Here is a 16,011-nt window from a genome sequence, read left to right as displayed (position 1 = left end):
GGGTGCTGAACGATCCCCGCTTTACCACCGAAGTGACCATCACCGTCCCGTTTCACGACGTCGATATGATGGGTGTTGTCTGGCACGGCAACTACTTCCGCTACTTTGAAATTGCCCGCGAGGCGCTGCTCAACCAGTTCGATTACGGCTATCGCCAGATGAAAGAATCGGGTTACGTCTGGCCGGTGGTCGACACCCGCGTGAAGTATCGCGATGTGGTGACCTTCGAGCAAACCATCCGCGTGCGTGCGAAGCTGGAAGAATATGAAAACCGCCTGCGCATCGGCTATGAAATTTTCGACGCCGCAACGGGCAAACGCACCACCACTGGCTACACCATTCAGGTCGCCGTCGAAGAGAAAACCAAAGAGCTGTGCTTCGTCAGCCCGCCGGTTCTGTTTGAACGCATGGGAGTATCAGAATGAAACTGTGGCCATTAGTCGCTCTGCTGCTGTCACCGCTGGTGCACGCCGTGACGCTGGAAGAACTTCAGCAGCGTTTCACCGAGCAGCCGATAGTCCGCGCTCACTTCGACCAGACCCGCACCATCAAAGAGATGCCGCAACCGCTGCGCTCACAGGGCGAAATGCTGATTGCCCGCGATACTGGCCTGCTGTGGGATCAGACCTCGCCGTTCCCGATGAGCATGATGCTGGACGACTCGCGCATGGTGCAGATCGTTAACGGTCAGCCGCCGCAAACCATTACAGCCGACAACAACCCGCAGATGTTCCAGTTCAATCATCTGCTGCGCGCACTGTTCCAGGCCGACCGCAAAGTGCTGGAGCAAAACTTCCGCATCGATTTTAAAGATCAGGGCAACGAGCGCTGGACGCTGAAGCTCACCCCCATCACCACGCCGCTGGACAAGATTTTTACCTCTATCGATCTGGGCGGAAAAACGTATCTGGAATCCATCCAGCTTAACGATAAACAGGGCGATCGCACCGACATCACCCTCTCGAATCAACGCCTGACTCCCGCCACTCTGACCGATGACGAACGCAAGCGCTTTGCCGCCCAATAACGCCCGCCGCGCCGCCTTTGGCTGGCTGGCGCTGTGCCTGATCCTGGTTGCGGCCTTAGCGCTGCTGTTACCGCGTGCGCGCCTGAACAGCAGCGTGCTGGCGATGCTGCCAGCGCAAAGTATGGGCGCTATTCCACCCGCCCTGAGCAACGGGTTTATGCAGCGCCTCGACCAGCAGGTGGTGTGGTTAGTCAGCCCCGGGAAAAAGGCCGATCCGGCTGTCGCGCAGCGCTGGCAAACGCTGCTGGCGCAATCTGGTCAGCTTCGGGAAGTGAAAGGGGCGATGGACGCTAACAGCCAGCAAGCGTGGGGAGAATTCTTCTTCAAACACCGCAATGGCCTGATTGACCCGACGACCCGCGCCCGCCTGCAACAAGGCGGCGAAGCACAGGCGCAGTGGATTTTGTCTCAGCTTTACTCTGCGTTTTCTGGCGTCAGCGGGAAAGAACTGAACAATGACCCATTGATGCTGATGCGCGGCTCGCAGCTCGCGCTGGCGCAAAACGGGCAGAAGCTCCGCCTGATGGACGGCTGGCTGGTCGCGCAAGACAGCGCAGGAAACTACTGGTACTTACTGCACGGCGAACTGAACGGTTCTTCGTTCGACATGCAGCAAACCCATGCGCTGGTCGGCAAACTGAGCGCGCTGGAAACAGAGCTTAAAACGCAGTATCCGCAGGCACAGCTGCTTTCGCGCGGCACGGTGTTCTACAGCGATTACGCCAGCCAACAGGCGAAACATGACGTGTCGACGCTCGGTGTGGCGACCCTTCTCGGGGTGATCCTGCTGATTGTGCTGGTGTTCCGCTCGCTGCGCCCGCTGCTGCTGTGCTTAGTTTCGATTGGTATTGGCGCGCTGGCGGGCACGGTAGTCACCCTGCTGCTGTTCGGCGAGCTGCACCTGATGACGCTGGTGATGAGCATGAGCATCATCGGCATTTCCGCCGACTACACGCTCTATTATCTGACCGAACGCATGGTGCATGGCGAAATGTCCTCCCCGTGGGAAAGCCTGCTCAAAGTGCGTAACGCGCTACTGTTGGCACTGCTGACCACCGTGGCGGCTTATCTGATCATGATGCTCGCGCCCTTCCCGGGCATTCGCCAGATGGCGGTGTTCGCAGCCGTTGGCTTAAGCGCTTCCTGCCTGACCGTGATTTTCTGGCATCCGTGGCTGTGCCGCGGTTTACCGGTTCGCCCGGTGCCATTGATGGCGATAATGCTGCGCTGGTTGGCGGCCTGGCGTCGCAACAAAAAACTGTCGGTCGGTTTGCCTGCCGCGTTGGCGCTGTTTTCACTGGTCGGCCTGTCGAAACTGCAAGTGAACGACGATATCGCTCAGTTGCAGGCGCTGCCGCAGCACTTGCTGGCACAGGAAAAACAGATAACCAGCCTGACCGGACAGAGCGTCGACCAGAAATGGTTTGTGGTGTATGGCGACACAGCACAACAAACGCTGGAACGTCTCGAAGCCTTCACGCCACAGCTTAAAAATGCGCAGCAACAAGGCCTGTTCACGCAATACCGCACCCTGCCGCTCAATTCACTGCAACGCCAGCAGCAAGATTTACAGCTGCTAAAACAGGCCGCGCCGGGCGTGGTCACTGCGCTACAAACTGCCGGATTGCAGACTGTCACGCCTGATCTCACGCCCATGCCAGTGAGCGTGGATGAGTGGCTGAAAAGTCCGGCCAGCGAAGGCTGGCGACTGCTGTGGATAACGTTGCCGGATGGCAAAAGCGGCGTGCTGGTGCCGGTTGATGGCGTGAAAGATAGCGCTGCCCTGCAAAAGCTGGCAGACAGTGCAACGGGCGTAGCGTGGAACGATCGCAAAGCCTCTTTCGATGCGCTGTTCTCGCTGTATCGCACTATTTTGACGGCGCTGCTTGGCGTGGCGCTGGTGATTATCGCCGTAGGCGCAATGCTGCGTCTTGGCTGGCGCAAAGGGCTGATTAGCCTTGTGCCTTCGGCTTTGTCGCTCAGCTGCGGGCTGGCCGTTTTAGCGTTCAGCGGCCATTCCGTGAACCTGTTTTCCCTGCTGGCGCTGGTGCTAGTTCTTGGGATCGGCATCAACTACACCCTGTTTTTCAGTAACCCGCGCGGGACCCCGCTCACTTCCATGCTGGCTATTGGGCTGGCGATGATGACTACGCTGTTAACGCTAGGCATGCTGGTGTTCAGCGCCACTCAGGCGATCAGCAGCTTTGGCATTGTGTTGGTGAGCGGTATTTTCACCGCCTTCCTGCTGTCGCCGCTGGCGATGCCGGGTAAAAAGAGAAAGCAATCATGAGACTCCGGGCATTGCCGGGCCTACGACCGGATGGATTTTGTAGGCCGGGTCAGCGCCAGCGCCACCCGGCAATCAAGCCACCCGGCACCGCCGTTTTGAGGTAACACGATGATAAGTAGACTTTTACGCATGGCTGCTGTTGCGGCGGTGCTGATCCTGACGGGCTGTAGCCACTCTTCCGGTGATGAAAACGGTCGCCCTCAGGCCTGGCTTCAGCCGGGCACGCAGGTCACGCTGCCAGCGCCAGGGATCACTCCTGCGGTCAATTCACAGCAACTGCTGACCGGCACGTTCAATGGCAAGACGCAGTCGCTGCTGGTGATGCTCAACGCCGATGACAAAAAGCTGACGCTGGCAGGCCTTTCCTCTGTCGGCATTCGCCTGTTCCTCGTCACCTATGATGACAAAGGCATTCACACCGAGCAGTCGATTGTGGTGCCACAACTTCCCCCCGCCAGCCAGGTATTGGCTGACGTGATGCTGAGCCACTGGCCTGTGAGCGCCTGGACGCCGCAACTGCCGAAAGGCTGGACGCTGAAAGATGACGGTGATAAACGTGAACTTCGCAATGCGAGCGGCAAGCTGGTGACGGAAATCACCTACCTGCAGCGCAAAGGAAAGCGCGAGCCAATCAGCATTGAACAGCACGTCTTTAATTACCACATCACCATCCAATATCTGGGCGACTGAGATGATCTACATTGCTGCCGCAGGCATGATTAACGCGCTGGGCCGAACCCCGGATGAGATCGCCGCCAATTTAACCGCAGGCGTCGCGCCCGGTATGCGCCCGCGCGACGGCTGGCTTCAGGGTGATGTGAGCGCCGTATTAGGCGGCGTGGACGGCGAGTTGCCAGAAATCCCCGATGAGTTTGCCAGCCACCGCTCCCGTAATAACCAGTTGCTGCTGGTTGCCCTCGAACAGATTCAGCCGCAGGTTGATGAGGCCATTGCCCGCTTTGGTCGTGACCGCGTGGCGGTGATTTTAGGCACCAGCACGTCAGGGCTTGATGAAGGCGATACGCACGCGAATCTGAAGCTGAATGGCAAAGAGAGCGAGGCGTGGCGCTATCCGCAGCAGGAACTGGGCGACCCGTCGCGTTTCCTGCGCAACTGGCTGAAGCTTGAAGGCCCGGCTTACACGCTCTCTACCGCTTGCTCTTCCAGCGCGCGCGCAATAATCAGCGGACGCCGTTTGATTGAAGCGGATCTCGTGGACGTGGCGATTGTCGGCGGGGCCGATACGCTGAGCCGCATGCCGGTGAACGGTTTCAATAGCTTAGAATCGTTATCGACCACGCTGTGTCAGCCCTTTGGCCGCGACCGCTGCGGCATCACCATTGGCGAAGGTGCTGCGCTGATGCTGCTGACTCGCGAGCCTCAGCCCGTCGCGCTGCTCGGCGTGGGCGAATCCAGCGATGCACACCACATTTCTGCTCCGCATCCTGAGGGCGAAGGCGCTATCCGTGCGATTCAGCAGGCGTTAAATGACGCAGGATTACAGCCGCAGGAAGTTGGCTACATCAATTTGCACGGCACCGCCACACCTCTCAACGATCAGGTGGAATCGAAAGTGGTTCACGCTCTGTTTGGCGAAAGCGTGCCTTGCAGCTCGACTAAACACCTGACGGGCCACACGCTGGGCGCGGCGGGGATCACCGAAGCGGCGCTGTGTATGCTGATTTTAGAACGCCACCTGCCGCTTCCCGCGCAGGATTTTAGCGTGTCACCCGCTGACACCACGCTGCCAGCCTGCGGAATTATCACTTCGCCACAGCCGCTTGAGCGCCCGACTATTTTGTCCAATTCCTTCGCCTTTGGCGGCAACAACGCCAGCATTCTGTTGGGGAGAACGGCATGAGCCACTATTTAACACCGGGTCATTACCTGCCCCACGACGCGCCGATGCTGCTGCTTGAGAGCGTTGAGAGCGTGACCGACGAACAAGCAATTTGCCGGGTAACGGTCAACCGGAGCGGCGTGTTAGCGCCGTTTATCGATGCCAATGGCAATCTGCCTGGCTGGTATGCGCTGGAGCTGATGGCGCAAACCGTTGGCGTCTGGTCTGGTTGGCATCGCATGCAGCGCGGCGAAGCGCAAATCTCTCTCGGCATGGTCCTCGGCGCACGCGAACTGAAATGCACTGCGGGCGAATTTCAGGCCGACAGTCTTCTGGACATCACCGTCACGTTGTTGATGCAGGACGAGCGCTTCGGCAGCTTTGAATGCGCCATCAGCGCTAACGGGGAAAAACTTGCCACCGGGCGAGTGAACACTTTTCAACCATCACAAGAAGAATTAACCACGCTTTTTCAACAGGGAGCGTCATCATGAGTCGTTCAGTACTGGTTACTGGAGCCAGTAAAGGCATTGGGCGCGCGATTGCGCTCAAACTGGCCGCTGACGGATTTACCGTCGGCGTGCATTTTCACAGCGATGCGCAAGGCGCACAGGACACCTTAACCACCATTGAAAGCGCGGGCGGCACGGGCCGTTTGCTGCAATTTGATGTTGGCAACCGCGAGCAATGCCGCGAAGTGCTGGAAGCGGATATCGAACAACACGGCGCATGGTACGGCGTGGTCAGCAACGCGGGCATCACTCGCGACGGCGCCTTCCCGGCGCTGAGTGAAGACGACTGGGACAGCGTGATCCACACCAACCTCGACAGCTTCTACAACGTCATCCATCCTTGCGTGATGCCGATGATTTCAACGCGTCAGGGCGGCCGCATCATTACTCTTTCATCCGTTTCCGGCGTGATGGGCAACCGTGGTCAGGTGAACTACAGCGCGGCGAAAGCCGGGATCATTGGCGCGACCAAAGCGCTGGCGATTGAGCTGGCGAAGCGCAAAATTACCGTGAACTGCATCGCGCCGGGGCTTATCGACACCGGCATGATTGCGATGGAAGAAGCCGCGCTGAAAGAAGCGATGAGCATCATTCCGATGAAGCGTATGGGTCAGGCCGAAGAAGTGGCCGGGCTTGCCAGCTATTTGATGTCGGATATCGCGGGCTATGTCACCCGTCAGGTGATTTCCATTAACGGAGGCATGTTATGACCCGTCGCGTTGTGATCACCGGGATGGGCGGCGTGACCGCCTTCGGCGAAGACTGGGAAGCAGTCTCTGCGCGCCTGCGTAATTATCAAAATGCGGTACGCAAAATGCCTGAATGGCAGGTTTACGATGGCCTGCATACGCTGCTTGGCGCACCAATTGACGACTTCACGCTACCTGCTCACTACACCCGTAAACGCATTCGTGCGATGGGTCGCGTGTCGCTGCTGTCCACTCGCGCCAGCGAACTGGCGCTGGAGCAGGCCGGACTTATTGATAATCCTGTGCTGACTAACGGTGAAACCGGAATTGCCTATGGTTCCTCAACAGGCAGCACTGGCCCGGTGAGCGAGTTCGCCACCATGCTGACCGAGAAACACACCAACAACATCACCGGCACTACTTACGTGCAGATGATGCCGCATACCACGGCAGTCAACACCGGGCTGTTCTTCGGCCTGCGTGGGCGCGTGATCCCGACGTCCAGCGCCTGTACGTCAGGCAGTCAGGCTATCGGCTATGCGTACGAAGCCATTCGCCACGGCTATCAGACCGTGATGGTCGCGGGCGGTGCAGAAGAACTTTGCCCGTCGGAAGCGGCGGTGTTTGATACCCTGTTCGCCACCAGCCAGCGCAATGATTCGCCAGCGACCACGCCATCACCGTTCGATGTAAATCGCGACGGCCTGGTTATCGGCGAAGGTGCAGGCACGCTGGTGCTGGAAGAACTGGAACACGCCAAATCGCGCGGGGCAAAAATCTACGGTGAAATCGTCGGCTTTGCCACCAACTGCGATGCGGCGCATATCACCCAGCCACAGCGCGAAACCATGCAGATTTGTATGGAGCAATCGCTGCGTCAGGCGGGTCTTGCGCCGTCCGATATCGGCTATATCTCCGCCCACGGCACAGCAACCGACCGTGGCGATATTGCAGAAAGCCAGGCGACGGTCGCCGTATTTGGCAACCAGACACCTATCTCTTCCTTGAAGAGTTATTTCGGCCATACGCTCGGCGCGTGCGGGGCGCTGGAAGCCTGGATGAGCCTGCAAATGATGCGCGAAGGCTGGTTTGCACCGACCCTTAACCTGCAACAGCCTGACGAACAATGTGGCGATTTGGACTACATTATGGGAGAGTCACGGGCTATCGACTGCGAGTTCTTGCAGAGCAACAACTTCGCCTTCGGCGGAATCAACACCTCGATTGTCATTAAGCGTTGGGAGTAACGATGTATCGGCTGTTCCTCGGGAAAATATCGACCCTTAGCCTGACGGCACTTCCGTCTGAGCTCGCAGAGCTTGCCCCGGAAGGAAAACGGCGCAATGCGTGGCTGGCTGGCCGTGCGCTGCTGTGCCATGCCGTCTCGCCTTTGCCGACTATTCACTATGGCGATCAGGGTAAGCCGGGGTTCGACGAGGATCACGCGCTGTGGTTCAACCTGAGCCACAGCGGCGACAACATCGCGCTACTGTTGAGTGATGAAGGTCCGGTGGGGTGCGACATCGAAGCGATTCGCCCACGCCCGCACTGGCAGCAGCTCGCCAACGCGACCTTTACCATCAATGAACACGCGGAGCTGGAGAAAGAGGCAGAAGAGCGCCGCCTGGAAAGGTTCTGGCGTATCTGGACGCGCAAAGAAGCGATGGTGAAGCAGCGTGGCGGCAGCGCGTGGCAGATAGTGAGTTTTGACAGCACCACGCCGTTGAATCTGCATCTGAGTGATTTACAGCATGAAGGATTGAGCCTGGCGGCGTGTACGCCAACGCCGTTTCATGTGACTGAGCAGGTGATTGAGCGGGTAGGTTGAGATTTCCCCCTCTCCCCAAAGGAGAGGGAGAAGTTTTGGTTCCCTCTCCCTGAGGGAGAGGGTTAGGGAGAGGGGGAAATGTTACCGCCGCACCGGCGCAAAAATCGTCATCACCCCAGCCATCACCAGCAAGACCCCCACCAGCGCTTGAAACGAAAACGCTTCGTGTTGAAAGAACACGGCTGCGGCCCAGACCGCGATGTAGCTGAGACTTAACAGGGCGTAGGCTTTTGACAGCGGCAGGCGTTTCAAAGCGAAGAACCAGCACACCATCGACGCCAGATAACCGAACAACCCTAATACCAGCAGGCCGCTTCCCGGTTGAAGGCTGATCAGATGCCAGATCAGATCGCCAATATCCCCGACTGGCGGTAGCAACAGCATCGCCGCTCTTAGCAGTAACTGTGCGCCGCTGACCAGAATGACGCTGAATAATGCCCAGACTAAACCCATCAGAGGCTACTCCCCAACACCAGAATTCCGCCGATTATCAGGCTCACGCCCAACCAGTGACGCACTGAAACGGGCTCTTTCCAGATAAATTTCGCCGCCAGCGTCACCCAGACAAAATTCAGGCTCAGCATCGGGTAAGCCACGCCGACCGGCAAGCGCTGCAACACCACTAACCACAGCGCCATGCCCGTCCCGAGCGTCACTAACGCCAGCCCAAGCCACAGGGCGATATGCTGCCCGCGCCGCCCGGCTTTCGCCGGACGGGTCGCTTGTTTCTGGCAGAGCTGCCCGGCGCAGCTCAACAGGCTTGCCAGCAGCAGAGAGAGGGTCGTTATCATTTTGGCAGATACTGCACGAACACCATTCGGCTCATCTTGTAGACGTTGTCCGGTTTCGGCAGATTCAGATCCTCAAGCTGTTGTCCTTTGTTGAGCTGAAGCACCAGCGATACAGGCCCTTCTTTACGGTGCTCTGCCAGCCAACCATCGAACTGATCGCTGTCGATATAGCGGTCTTTCGCATCCGGATAGGCCAGCCCATATTTTAGCTCGCCTTGCTGACGGAACAGGGTGATATCGCTGCGTTTCAACTCCCACGCCAGTCCTGCGGCCACACCGACGCTGTTGGTCAGAACGTAACGGCTCGGTGTCAGCTGTTCGCTCACAATATCAGTAATGAACTGTGGCTGCTTACTGTCGATAACTTTGTCCGGGATGGCAAAGCCAATCAGCAATGCGATACCCAGCGGACAGCACGCCGCCAGCGCCCAGCCCTTCACGCCATCACGGATGGACAACCAGCCGACCAGCGCCCAGACACCAAACCCAATCGCTGCCAGCAGGCATTTGTAGAGCTCAATGTTGCTCCATACTGGTTTGTGCAGCACGCCCCACGGCGAAACGACTAACACCGCGATCAGGCCGATTAAGCCAAAGCCGATATTAATCATGCCGTTGTAGCGCAGCGCCTTCGCACCTTTGTCTACCGCTTCCAGCGCATAACGCGCCATCAGAATAGCCAGCGGGGCAAAGCAAGGCAGGATGTAGGTTGGCAGCTTGCCCTTCGCGATACTGAAGAACAGGAACGGCATCACAACCCAGCCCAACAGGTAGAACGCGCCGCGTTGCGGTTCGCGCTCCTGCCAGCCTTTTTTCAGCGCGCCTGGCAGTAGCGCCAGCCATGGCAGGCTGCCTGCAATCAGGAACGGAATGTAGTACCAGAACGGGGCTTTATGTTGAGCATCACTCTTCGCGAAGCGCTGAATATGCTCGACCCAGAAGAAGTAGTTCCAGAAATCAGATTCGCGATGCGCGATTGCCAGACCCCACGGCAGCACCGTCAGGACGCAAACGACGATCGCCACCCAGCCCCAGAGCCACATTTCTTTCCAGCGTTTCTGCACAATCACCCACGGCAATACGCCTATGACTGGCACGGCCAGCGCGAGGAAACCTTTGGTCATGACGCCCATTCCGCACGCGATCCCCAGCAGCACGTAACCACCCAGTTTCCCGGCTGTGGTTTGTGCCTGCGTTGCGCCCCAGAAGCTGCACATTGCCAGCATCAGCCACAGGGAAATCATCGGGTCGAGCACGGCATAAGTGCCGATGCCGTAGACCAGGAACGCCGTCAGAAAGATAACAGCAGAGAGAATGGCGGTACGCTTATCCTGCCAGAGTTTCCACGCCAGCCAGGCCACCAGCAGCGCGGTGCAGGCCGTTGAGAACACCACGCCGAAGCGCACAGCAAAATTGCCATGGCCAAACAGCCACTGCCCGATACTGTTGATCCAGTAACCGGCAATCGGCTTTTCAAAATAACGCAGACCCAGAAAATGCGGCACAATCCAGTCGCCGGAAGCCAGCATTTCGCGGCTGATTTCCGCGTAACGGGTTTCGTCCGGCTGCCATAACAAGCGGAAATTCAACGGCAGCAAATAGTAGAGCGCGAAGAGAAACAGCAGTGATGCGCTGACACGTAAGGATTTCATCAGGCTTATCCCAAAAGTTGTTCTTGTCCTAACCAGCCTTCCCGGCCCGCCAGTTCGCCACGTACCACATTCCCTTTGGGTAGCGTCCTAAAGTCATCCGGCAGCAGTTCGCTCAGCGGGCAAAACTCGATGCCCTCGTCCTCCGCTTGTTGCAGGAGCTGCTCAAACTGTTCTGCGCCGATAATCCCTTCCACTTCAGCGTGAATGGTATACACCGGCACACCACGATCTTTATGGATGCGGTCAATCAGCCAGTCGTTAAATCCTTCAGCGCTAACCTCAACGCCCACGGCTTCATCCCAGGTCGGTAAAGTGACCGGGATCTGTACGGTGCCTGTTTTTCCATCCTCAAGAACAGGAAGGAAAGGACGAGTGCCGCGACAGTCGCTGTTGTAGAGGAAATCAAACCCTTCTTTGGCTTGCACTACCCGGCCATCTGCACGCCAGCCAGCAACCGCTGAGCAGGTCACGGGGGTCTGGATAATGGCTTCCAGCGCCTGCAATCCTCGGGCGATTTCCGCTTCCAGCTCAGGTTGACCCCACACACCGCTCCACATCTGCCAGCGATGGTGATCCCAGGCATGAAGACCCACTTCATGCGCCTGCGCCGTGGCGCGGATGATATCGGCATTTGGCGTGCCGATATTTTTACCCGGCCAGGCGGTGCCCGCGAGCAGGATGTCCCAGCCATACAGCGATGCTGCGCGTGAACGCAGCATTTTCCACAAGAACTTCGGCTTTAGCAGGCGCCACAAGTGGCGCCCCATGTTGTCAGGCCCAACGCTGAAAAAGAAGCTGGCCTGAATGCCGTGCCGCTGGAAAATGTCCAGCAGGCGCGGCACCCCATCGCGCGTTCCGCGAAAGGTATCTACATCAACGCGTAAGCCAACCTTCTGCCTCATTTTGGGGTTTCCGTTAACTCGACAGTGCGCAGGAAGAAGTCCAGGGTTTCTTCAACGGTCTGCTGCATTTCCACCGTCGGCTGCCAGTCGAGGCAACGTTTGGCATTGCGAATGCTTGGCTTACGGTGCTCAACGTCCTGATAGCCTTTCCCGTAGTAGTCGCTGCTTTCCACTTCACGGAAACCGGCGAACGGCGGGAACTGGTTACGCAGCGGGTGACGTTCGAAACAGTCGAGCAGCATTTCAGCCAGCTCTTTGATGCTCGCTTCGTTGTCCGGGTTACCGATGTTAACGATTTGCCCGTCGCAGCGCCCTTCTTTGTTTTCGATGATGCGGAACAGTGCTTCGATACCGTCGCTGATATCTGTGAAGCAACGCTTCTGCTTGCCGCCTTCGATAAGCTTAATTGGCGAGCCTTCAACCAGGTTCAGAATCAGCTGCGTAATCGCACGAGAGCTGCCGATACGCGCAGAGTTGAGGCTGTCCAGGCGTGGCCCCATCCAGTTAAACGGACGGAACAGGGTGAATTTCAGACCTGCTTTGTCGCCATATGCCCAGATAACGCGGTCCAGCAGCTGTTTGGACACAGAGTAAATCCAGCGCTGTTTGTTGATTGGGCCGACAACCAGGTTGGAGGTGTCTTCGTCGAAGTTCTTATCCGTACACATGCCGTACACTTCTGAAGTGGACGGGAAGATGATGCGCTTGTTGTACTTCACGCAGTCACGGATGATTTTCAGGTTCTCTTCGAAATCGAGTTCGAATACACGCAGCGGGTTACGGGTGTATTCAATCGGCGTGGCGATGGCGACCAGCGGCAGTACTACGTCACATTTCTTGATGTGATATTCAATCCACTCGGAGTGAATGCTGATATCGCCTTCAACGAAGTGGAAACGTGGGTTATCGAGGAAACGGCTGATCGCATCAGACCCGATATCCAGACCGTAGATTTCGTAGTTGTCGTCTTTCAGCAGGCGTTCAGTCAGGTGGTTACCGATGAAGCCGTTCACGCCGAGGATCAGCACGCGAGTACGACGCTTAACCGCCACAAACGGATAGCTGGACAGCAGCGCGCCAGTCACCAGGCCCAACGCCTGAGCCAGTTGAGCGCCCTGCATGTAAACGCCTTTGTCGCTCTGACCGGTCAGGATTTCCAGTGCGCCCTGACCACACGCGACGATCAGCGGAGAAGCGGAGATAACGGTGCCCGGTTTTGCTGCGGCGACATCGTGACGCACGCGAGATTTCCAGACGATAAATTTGTTGGTGCCGACGAAACCATACGCGCCCGGCCACGGATCGGACACCGCACGCACCAGGTTGTGCAGCGCTTCAGCAGGCTGTTCCCAGATAAGACGCCCATCTTCTGGCGTACGACGCCCCACCACAGTCGCCTGGCTTTCGTCCTGTGCTTTTTCAACGGTTTTGCCGTTCAGGATTTGCGGCAGAGCATCACGCAGCAGAGTCTGAGCAGCAGCACACAGTTTGCGATGCAGCGTCAGCGCTACGTCATTTTCTTCAATCGCGACCACGTTCTGCGCCACGATATCACCGGCATCGGCACGATTAATCATGCGATGCAGAGTGACACCCGTTTCTTTCTCACCGTTCACCAGCACCCAGTTCAGCGGTGCGCGACCACGATATTTTGGCAGCAGAGAACCGTGCAGGTTAAACGCGCCTTTCGCTGCGGTGTTGAGGATTTCATCACCCAGCAGGTTGCGGTAGTAGAAGGAGAAAATCACATCCGGGCTCATCTCGCGAATACGATCCACCCACAGCGGGTGGTTCACATCTTCTGGCGCGTAAACGCTGATCCCCTGCTCTGCCGCCAGGCGAGCAACAGACCCGAAGAAGTGGTTTTCACCGGCGTTATCCGGGTGGGTAAAGATGGCCGCGATGTCATATCCGGCGTCCAGCAGGGCCTGAATACCAGTGCAACCCATATCGTGATAGGCGAATACAACAGCTTTCATGAACGATCTTCCTCTTCAGTCGTCAGGCTTTCCTGACGGACAACACGTTGAATAAAATAGCGGGGGCGAGCACGGACATCGTTGTAGATGCGGCCGATATATTCCCCAAGTAAACCCATACCGACGAACTGCGCGCCGATGAACATAAACAGCACCGCGAACAGCAGGAACAAACCATCGCCTGCCCATTCAGCACCGAAGGCCAGGCGCAGCACGACCAGCAGCAGAGCGAAGGCGAAACCCGCCACCGCGATAATGCTGCCGACCACGCTCAACAGACGCAGCGGCGTGGTGGTCAGACAGGTCACCAGGTCGTACATCAGGTTGATAAGACGCATAAAACTGTATTTGGAATCGCCAAACTCACGCTCAGCGTGCATCACCGGGATCTCGACGGCGCGACGCGCAAAGGTGTTGGCGAGGATCGGAATAAAGGTGCTGCGTTCGTGGCAGTTGAGCATCGCGTCAACGATATGACGGCGATAGGCACGCAGCATGCAGCCGTAGTCGCCCATCGCTTTACCGGTAGTGCGCTGAATAAGGCGGTTAATCGTCTTCGAGGCCGTTTTACGGAAGATGCTGTCCTGGCGGTTCTGACGCACGGTGCCGACCACGTCATAGCCTTCATCGGCCTTTTCAACCAGACGCGGAATTTCTTCCGGCGGGTTTTGCAGGTCAGCATCCAGGGTAATGATCAGGTCGCCGGTGACATGGCTGAAACCGGCCATAATTGCCGAATGCTGGCCGTAGTTACGGTTCAACAACACCGCGACCACATGGCTGCCTGGCGCTTCAGCGGCAAGGCACAGCATGCGTGCGGAATCATCGCTGCTGCCGTCGTCGACTAACAGAATTTCATAGTCTCGGTTCAGCGTGGCGCAAGCGGCATCAGTACGACGAATCAGCTCTGGCAGGCTCTCCTGTTCGTTATAAACAGGGATAACCACCGAGACTTTTTTCACTTTCGGGGTTTCAAACATATCAATGTCCTGCGAGCTTACGGAGCGCAGAAATGACGCGGGTTGTGTCGTCATGAGTCATATCCGGGAAAAGAGGCAATGAACAGATACGCGCGCTGTTCCACTCCGTGTTTGGCAGAGAGAGATTCGGGTAGCGTTCGCGATAGTATTTTTGGGTGTGTGCCGCGCGGAAATGCAGGCCAGTGCCAATGCCCTGCGCTTTGAGCTGCTCCATCAGGCCGTCACGGCTGATGCCACAGCGTGCTTCATCCACACGAATGATAAACAGGTGCCAGGCGTGCTGGTGCGGCCAGGCAGGAATCGTCAGCGGCTGGAAGGGCGTATCGGCCAGCTCTTTCAAATAACGCTGAGCAATGGCTTCACGTTTACGGTTCGCTTCCGGGAGCTTGTTGAGCTGCACCAGAGCGATGGCCGCGTTGATGTCCGCCAGGTTGTATTTGAAGCCAGGGGAAATCACTTCCGCTTGCGGCGCACGGCCGTGAGTCTGACGGTCGTAGGCATCGACGCCCAGCCCGTGGAATTTCAGGCTGCGAATGCGATTAGCCAGTTGATCGTTATCCGTCACCACTAAGCCCCCTTCCGCGCAGGTCATGTTTTTGATCGCGTGGAAAGAGAAAATGGCGGTGCCTTTGCCCCCAACGTGGTGGCCTTTGTAGTAAGTACCTGCCGCATGGGCCGCATCTTCAATCACGGGAATGCCGTGTTGTTCCGCAACGGCGCGAATGCCGTCGATATCACACGGCGCACCCGCGTAATGAACAGGGATAATCGCTTTGGTTTTCGGGGTGATAGCCGCTGCAACCGCTTCCGGCGTCACCATCAGGGTGTCGTGGTCAACATCGATCATCACTGGCGTCGCGCCAAGCAGTTCAATCATGTTGAGGGTGGAAACCCAGGTTTGCGAGGGGGTAATGACTTCGTCGCCAGGGCCAATATCAAGCGCCATTAGCGTGACGTGCATCCCGCCGGTTGCGGAACTTACCGCTATCGCATGGCGATTTCCGGTCAGGGTGCAAAACGCCTCTTCGAGCTGCTGATTTTTTGGCCCGGTGGTGATCCATCCAGACTGCAGCACCTCTTTGAGCGCAGCGAACTCCTCGTCGCCCATTGAGGGACGTGAGAAGGGTAAAAATTCACTCATTGATTGTCCTCACCCAGACATTGGGAATTACACCACCATGGTGCGCTTGCGAAGTTAAACGAAATAAAAATAAAAGAGGTCAAACGGCACGGTTTTATAAACGCCAGTTCAATGCATTCAAAAGTAGTCAAAGTTTATTAGGATAGTATTAAGAAAGACCATGGCGGGTGAAAAATCAAGGCAAACTCAAATTTTTCATAGGGTTATGTGATGCACCTTTTTGTCAGTGAAATAAACTTTTATCGAAGCTTAATAAAACTGTCATCCTAAGGTTTTGTTAATAATGTCAATGAACGCTAAACGGAAAATATATTCTGCACACTATTTAATGAACTTCGTCACATTTCACATTTAATTCTCCGGCCATATCGGCCGCCTTA

16 protein-coding genes are annotated in these 16,011 nt (G+C 57.0%); 9 read left to right on the top strand and 7 right to left on the bottom strand.

Annotation, left to right across the window (positions count from 1 at the left end):
* Positions 1 to 2: 2 nt before the first annotated feature.
* The 9 genes from ACI2I2_RS03850 (at position 3) to acpT (ending at position 8,186) form a co-directional block, all read left to right on the top strand.
* On the top strand, positions 3 to 425 hold the full coding sequence (locus ACI2I2_RS03850; RefSeq protein WP_404656703.1) for an acyl-CoA thioesterase: 423 nt from the start codon (positions 3 to 5) through the stop codon (positions 423 to 425).
* Positions 422 to 1,027 carry an outer membrane lipoprotein carrier protein LolA gene (locus ACI2I2_RS03845; protein ID WP_404656702.1) on the top strand — a complete coding sequence of 202 codons (606 nt, stop codon included), beginning with the start codon at positions 422 to 424 and terminating at the stop codon, positions 1,025 to 1,027. Before ACI2I2_RS03850 ends, ACI2I2_RS03845 begins: the two co-directional genes overlap by 4 nt.
* Positions 996 to 3,317 carry an MMPL family transporter gene (locus ACI2I2_RS03840; RefSeq protein ID WP_404656701.1) on the top strand — a complete coding sequence of 774 codons (2,322 nt, stop codon included), beginning with the start codon at positions 996 to 998 and terminating at the stop codon, positions 3,315 to 3,317. Before ACI2I2_RS03845 ends, ACI2I2_RS03840 begins: the two co-directional genes overlap by 32 nt.
* A 108-nt stretch (positions 3,318 to 3,425) precedes the next feature.
* Entirely contained in the window at positions 3,426 to 4,007 is a 582-nt protein-coding gene (locus ACI2I2_RS03835) for a DUF3261 domain-containing protein (protein WP_404656700.1), read from the top strand.
* A gap of 1 nt (position 4,008) precedes the next feature.
* A complete protein-coding gene (locus ACI2I2_RS03830; protein WP_404656699.1) occupies positions 4,009 to 5,178 on the top strand; it encodes a beta-ketoacyl-[acyl-carrier-protein] synthase family protein in 1,170 nt (389 codons plus the stop codon).
* On the top strand, positions 5,175 to 5,651 hold the full coding sequence (locus tag ACI2I2_RS03825; RefSeq protein ID WP_404656698.1) for a 3-hydroxy-fatty acyl-ACP dehydratase: 477 nt from the start codon (positions 5,175 to 5,177) through the stop codon (positions 5,649 to 5,651). The genes ACI2I2_RS03830 and ACI2I2_RS03825 overlap by 4 nt, the downstream gene beginning before the upstream one ends.
* Complete coding sequence (locus ACI2I2_RS03820; RefSeq protein WP_404656697.1) at positions 5,648 to 6,379, top strand: 3-ketoacyl-ACP reductase FabG2; 732 nt, start codon at positions 5,648 to 5,650, stop codon at positions 6,377 to 6,379. The genes ACI2I2_RS03825 and ACI2I2_RS03820 overlap by 4 nt, the downstream gene beginning before the upstream one ends.
* The gene (locus ACI2I2_RS03815; protein ID WP_404656696.1) at positions 6,376 to 7,605 is read left to right on the top strand and encodes a beta-ketoacyl-ACP synthase; all 1,230 of its coding nucleotides are present in this window, start codon (positions 6,376 to 6,378) and stop codon (positions 7,603 to 7,605) included. The genes ACI2I2_RS03820 and ACI2I2_RS03815 overlap by 4 nt, the downstream gene beginning before the upstream one ends.
* Before the next feature lie 2 nt (positions 7,606 to 7,607).
* Positions 7,608 to 8,186: a 4'-phosphopantetheinyl transferase AcpT gene (gene acpT, locus ACI2I2_RS03810; RefSeq protein WP_404656695.1), complete on the top strand. Its 579-nt coding sequence runs from the start codon at positions 7,608 to 7,610 to the stop codon at positions 8,184 to 8,186.
* An 81-nt stretch (positions 8,187 to 8,267) separates the two neighbouring features.
* Here the strand turns inward: acpT and arnF are convergent, their stop codons facing one another.
* From arnF to arnB, 7 genes are read right to left on the bottom strand one after another with little or no spacing between them, the layout of a single operon-like run.
* Positions 8,268 to 8,639, bottom strand: a complete 372-nt coding sequence (gene arnF / locus ACI2I2_RS03805) for a 4-amino-4-deoxy-L-arabinose-phosphoundecaprenol flippase subunit ArnF (RefSeq protein ID WP_404656694.1) — start codon at positions 8,637 to 8,639, stop codon at positions 8,268 to 8,270.
* Positions 8,639 to 8,977, bottom strand: coding sequence for a 4-amino-4-deoxy-L-arabinose-phosphoundecaprenol flippase subunit ArnE (gene arnE / locus ACI2I2_RS03800; protein WP_404656693.1), 339 nt, complete (start codon positions 8,975 to 8,977; stop codon positions 8,639 to 8,641). The genes arnF and arnE overlap by 1 nt, the downstream gene beginning before the upstream one ends.
* Positions 8,974 to 10,629: a lipid IV(A) 4-amino-4-deoxy-L-arabinosyltransferase gene (arnT, locus tag ACI2I2_RS03795; protein WP_404656692.1), complete on the bottom strand. Its 1,656-nt coding sequence runs from the start codon at positions 10,627 to 10,629 to the stop codon at positions 8,974 to 8,976. Before arnT ends, arnE begins: the two co-directional genes overlap by 4 nt.
* Positions 10,630 to 10,634: 5 nt before the next feature.
* A complete protein-coding gene (gene arnD / locus ACI2I2_RS03790) occupies positions 10,635 to 11,531 on the bottom strand; it encodes a 4-deoxy-4-formamido-L-arabinose-phosphoundecaprenol deformylase (protein WP_404656691.1) in 897 nt (298 codons plus the stop codon).
* Positions 11,528 to 13,510 (bottom strand): bifunctional UDP-4-amino-4-deoxy-L-arabinose formyltransferase/UDP-glucuronic acid oxidase ArnA, encoded by a 1,983-nt coding sequence (gene arnA, locus ACI2I2_RS03785; protein WP_404656690.1) that lies wholly within the window; start codon positions 13,508 to 13,510, stop codon positions 11,528 to 11,530. Before arnA ends, arnD begins: the two co-directional genes overlap by 4 nt.
* Entirely contained in the window at positions 13,507 to 14,490 is a 984-nt protein-coding gene (gene arnC, locus ACI2I2_RS03780; RefSeq protein WP_330984167.1) for an undecaprenyl-phosphate 4-deoxy-4-formamido-L-arabinose transferase, read from the bottom strand. Before arnC ends, arnA begins: the two co-directional genes overlap by 4 nt.
* A gap of 1 nt (position 14,491) precedes the next feature.
* Positions 14,492 to 15,631: a UDP-4-amino-4-deoxy-L-arabinose aminotransferase gene (gene arnB, locus ACI2I2_RS03775; RefSeq protein ID WP_404656689.1), complete on the bottom strand. Its 1,140-nt coding sequence runs from the start codon at positions 15,629 to 15,631 to the stop codon at positions 14,492 to 14,494.
* Between the last annotated feature and the right edge of the window lie 380 nt (positions 15,632 to 16,011).

Source organism: Scandinavium sp. NPDC088450 (assembly GCF_044900545.1).
Classification (GTDB): domain Bacteria; phylum Pseudomonadota; class Gammaproteobacteria; order Enterobacterales; family Enterobacteriaceae; genus Scandinavium.
Note: the sequence above shows the minus strand (reverse complement) of the source record. Positions and strands in the feature narration are given on the sequence as shown.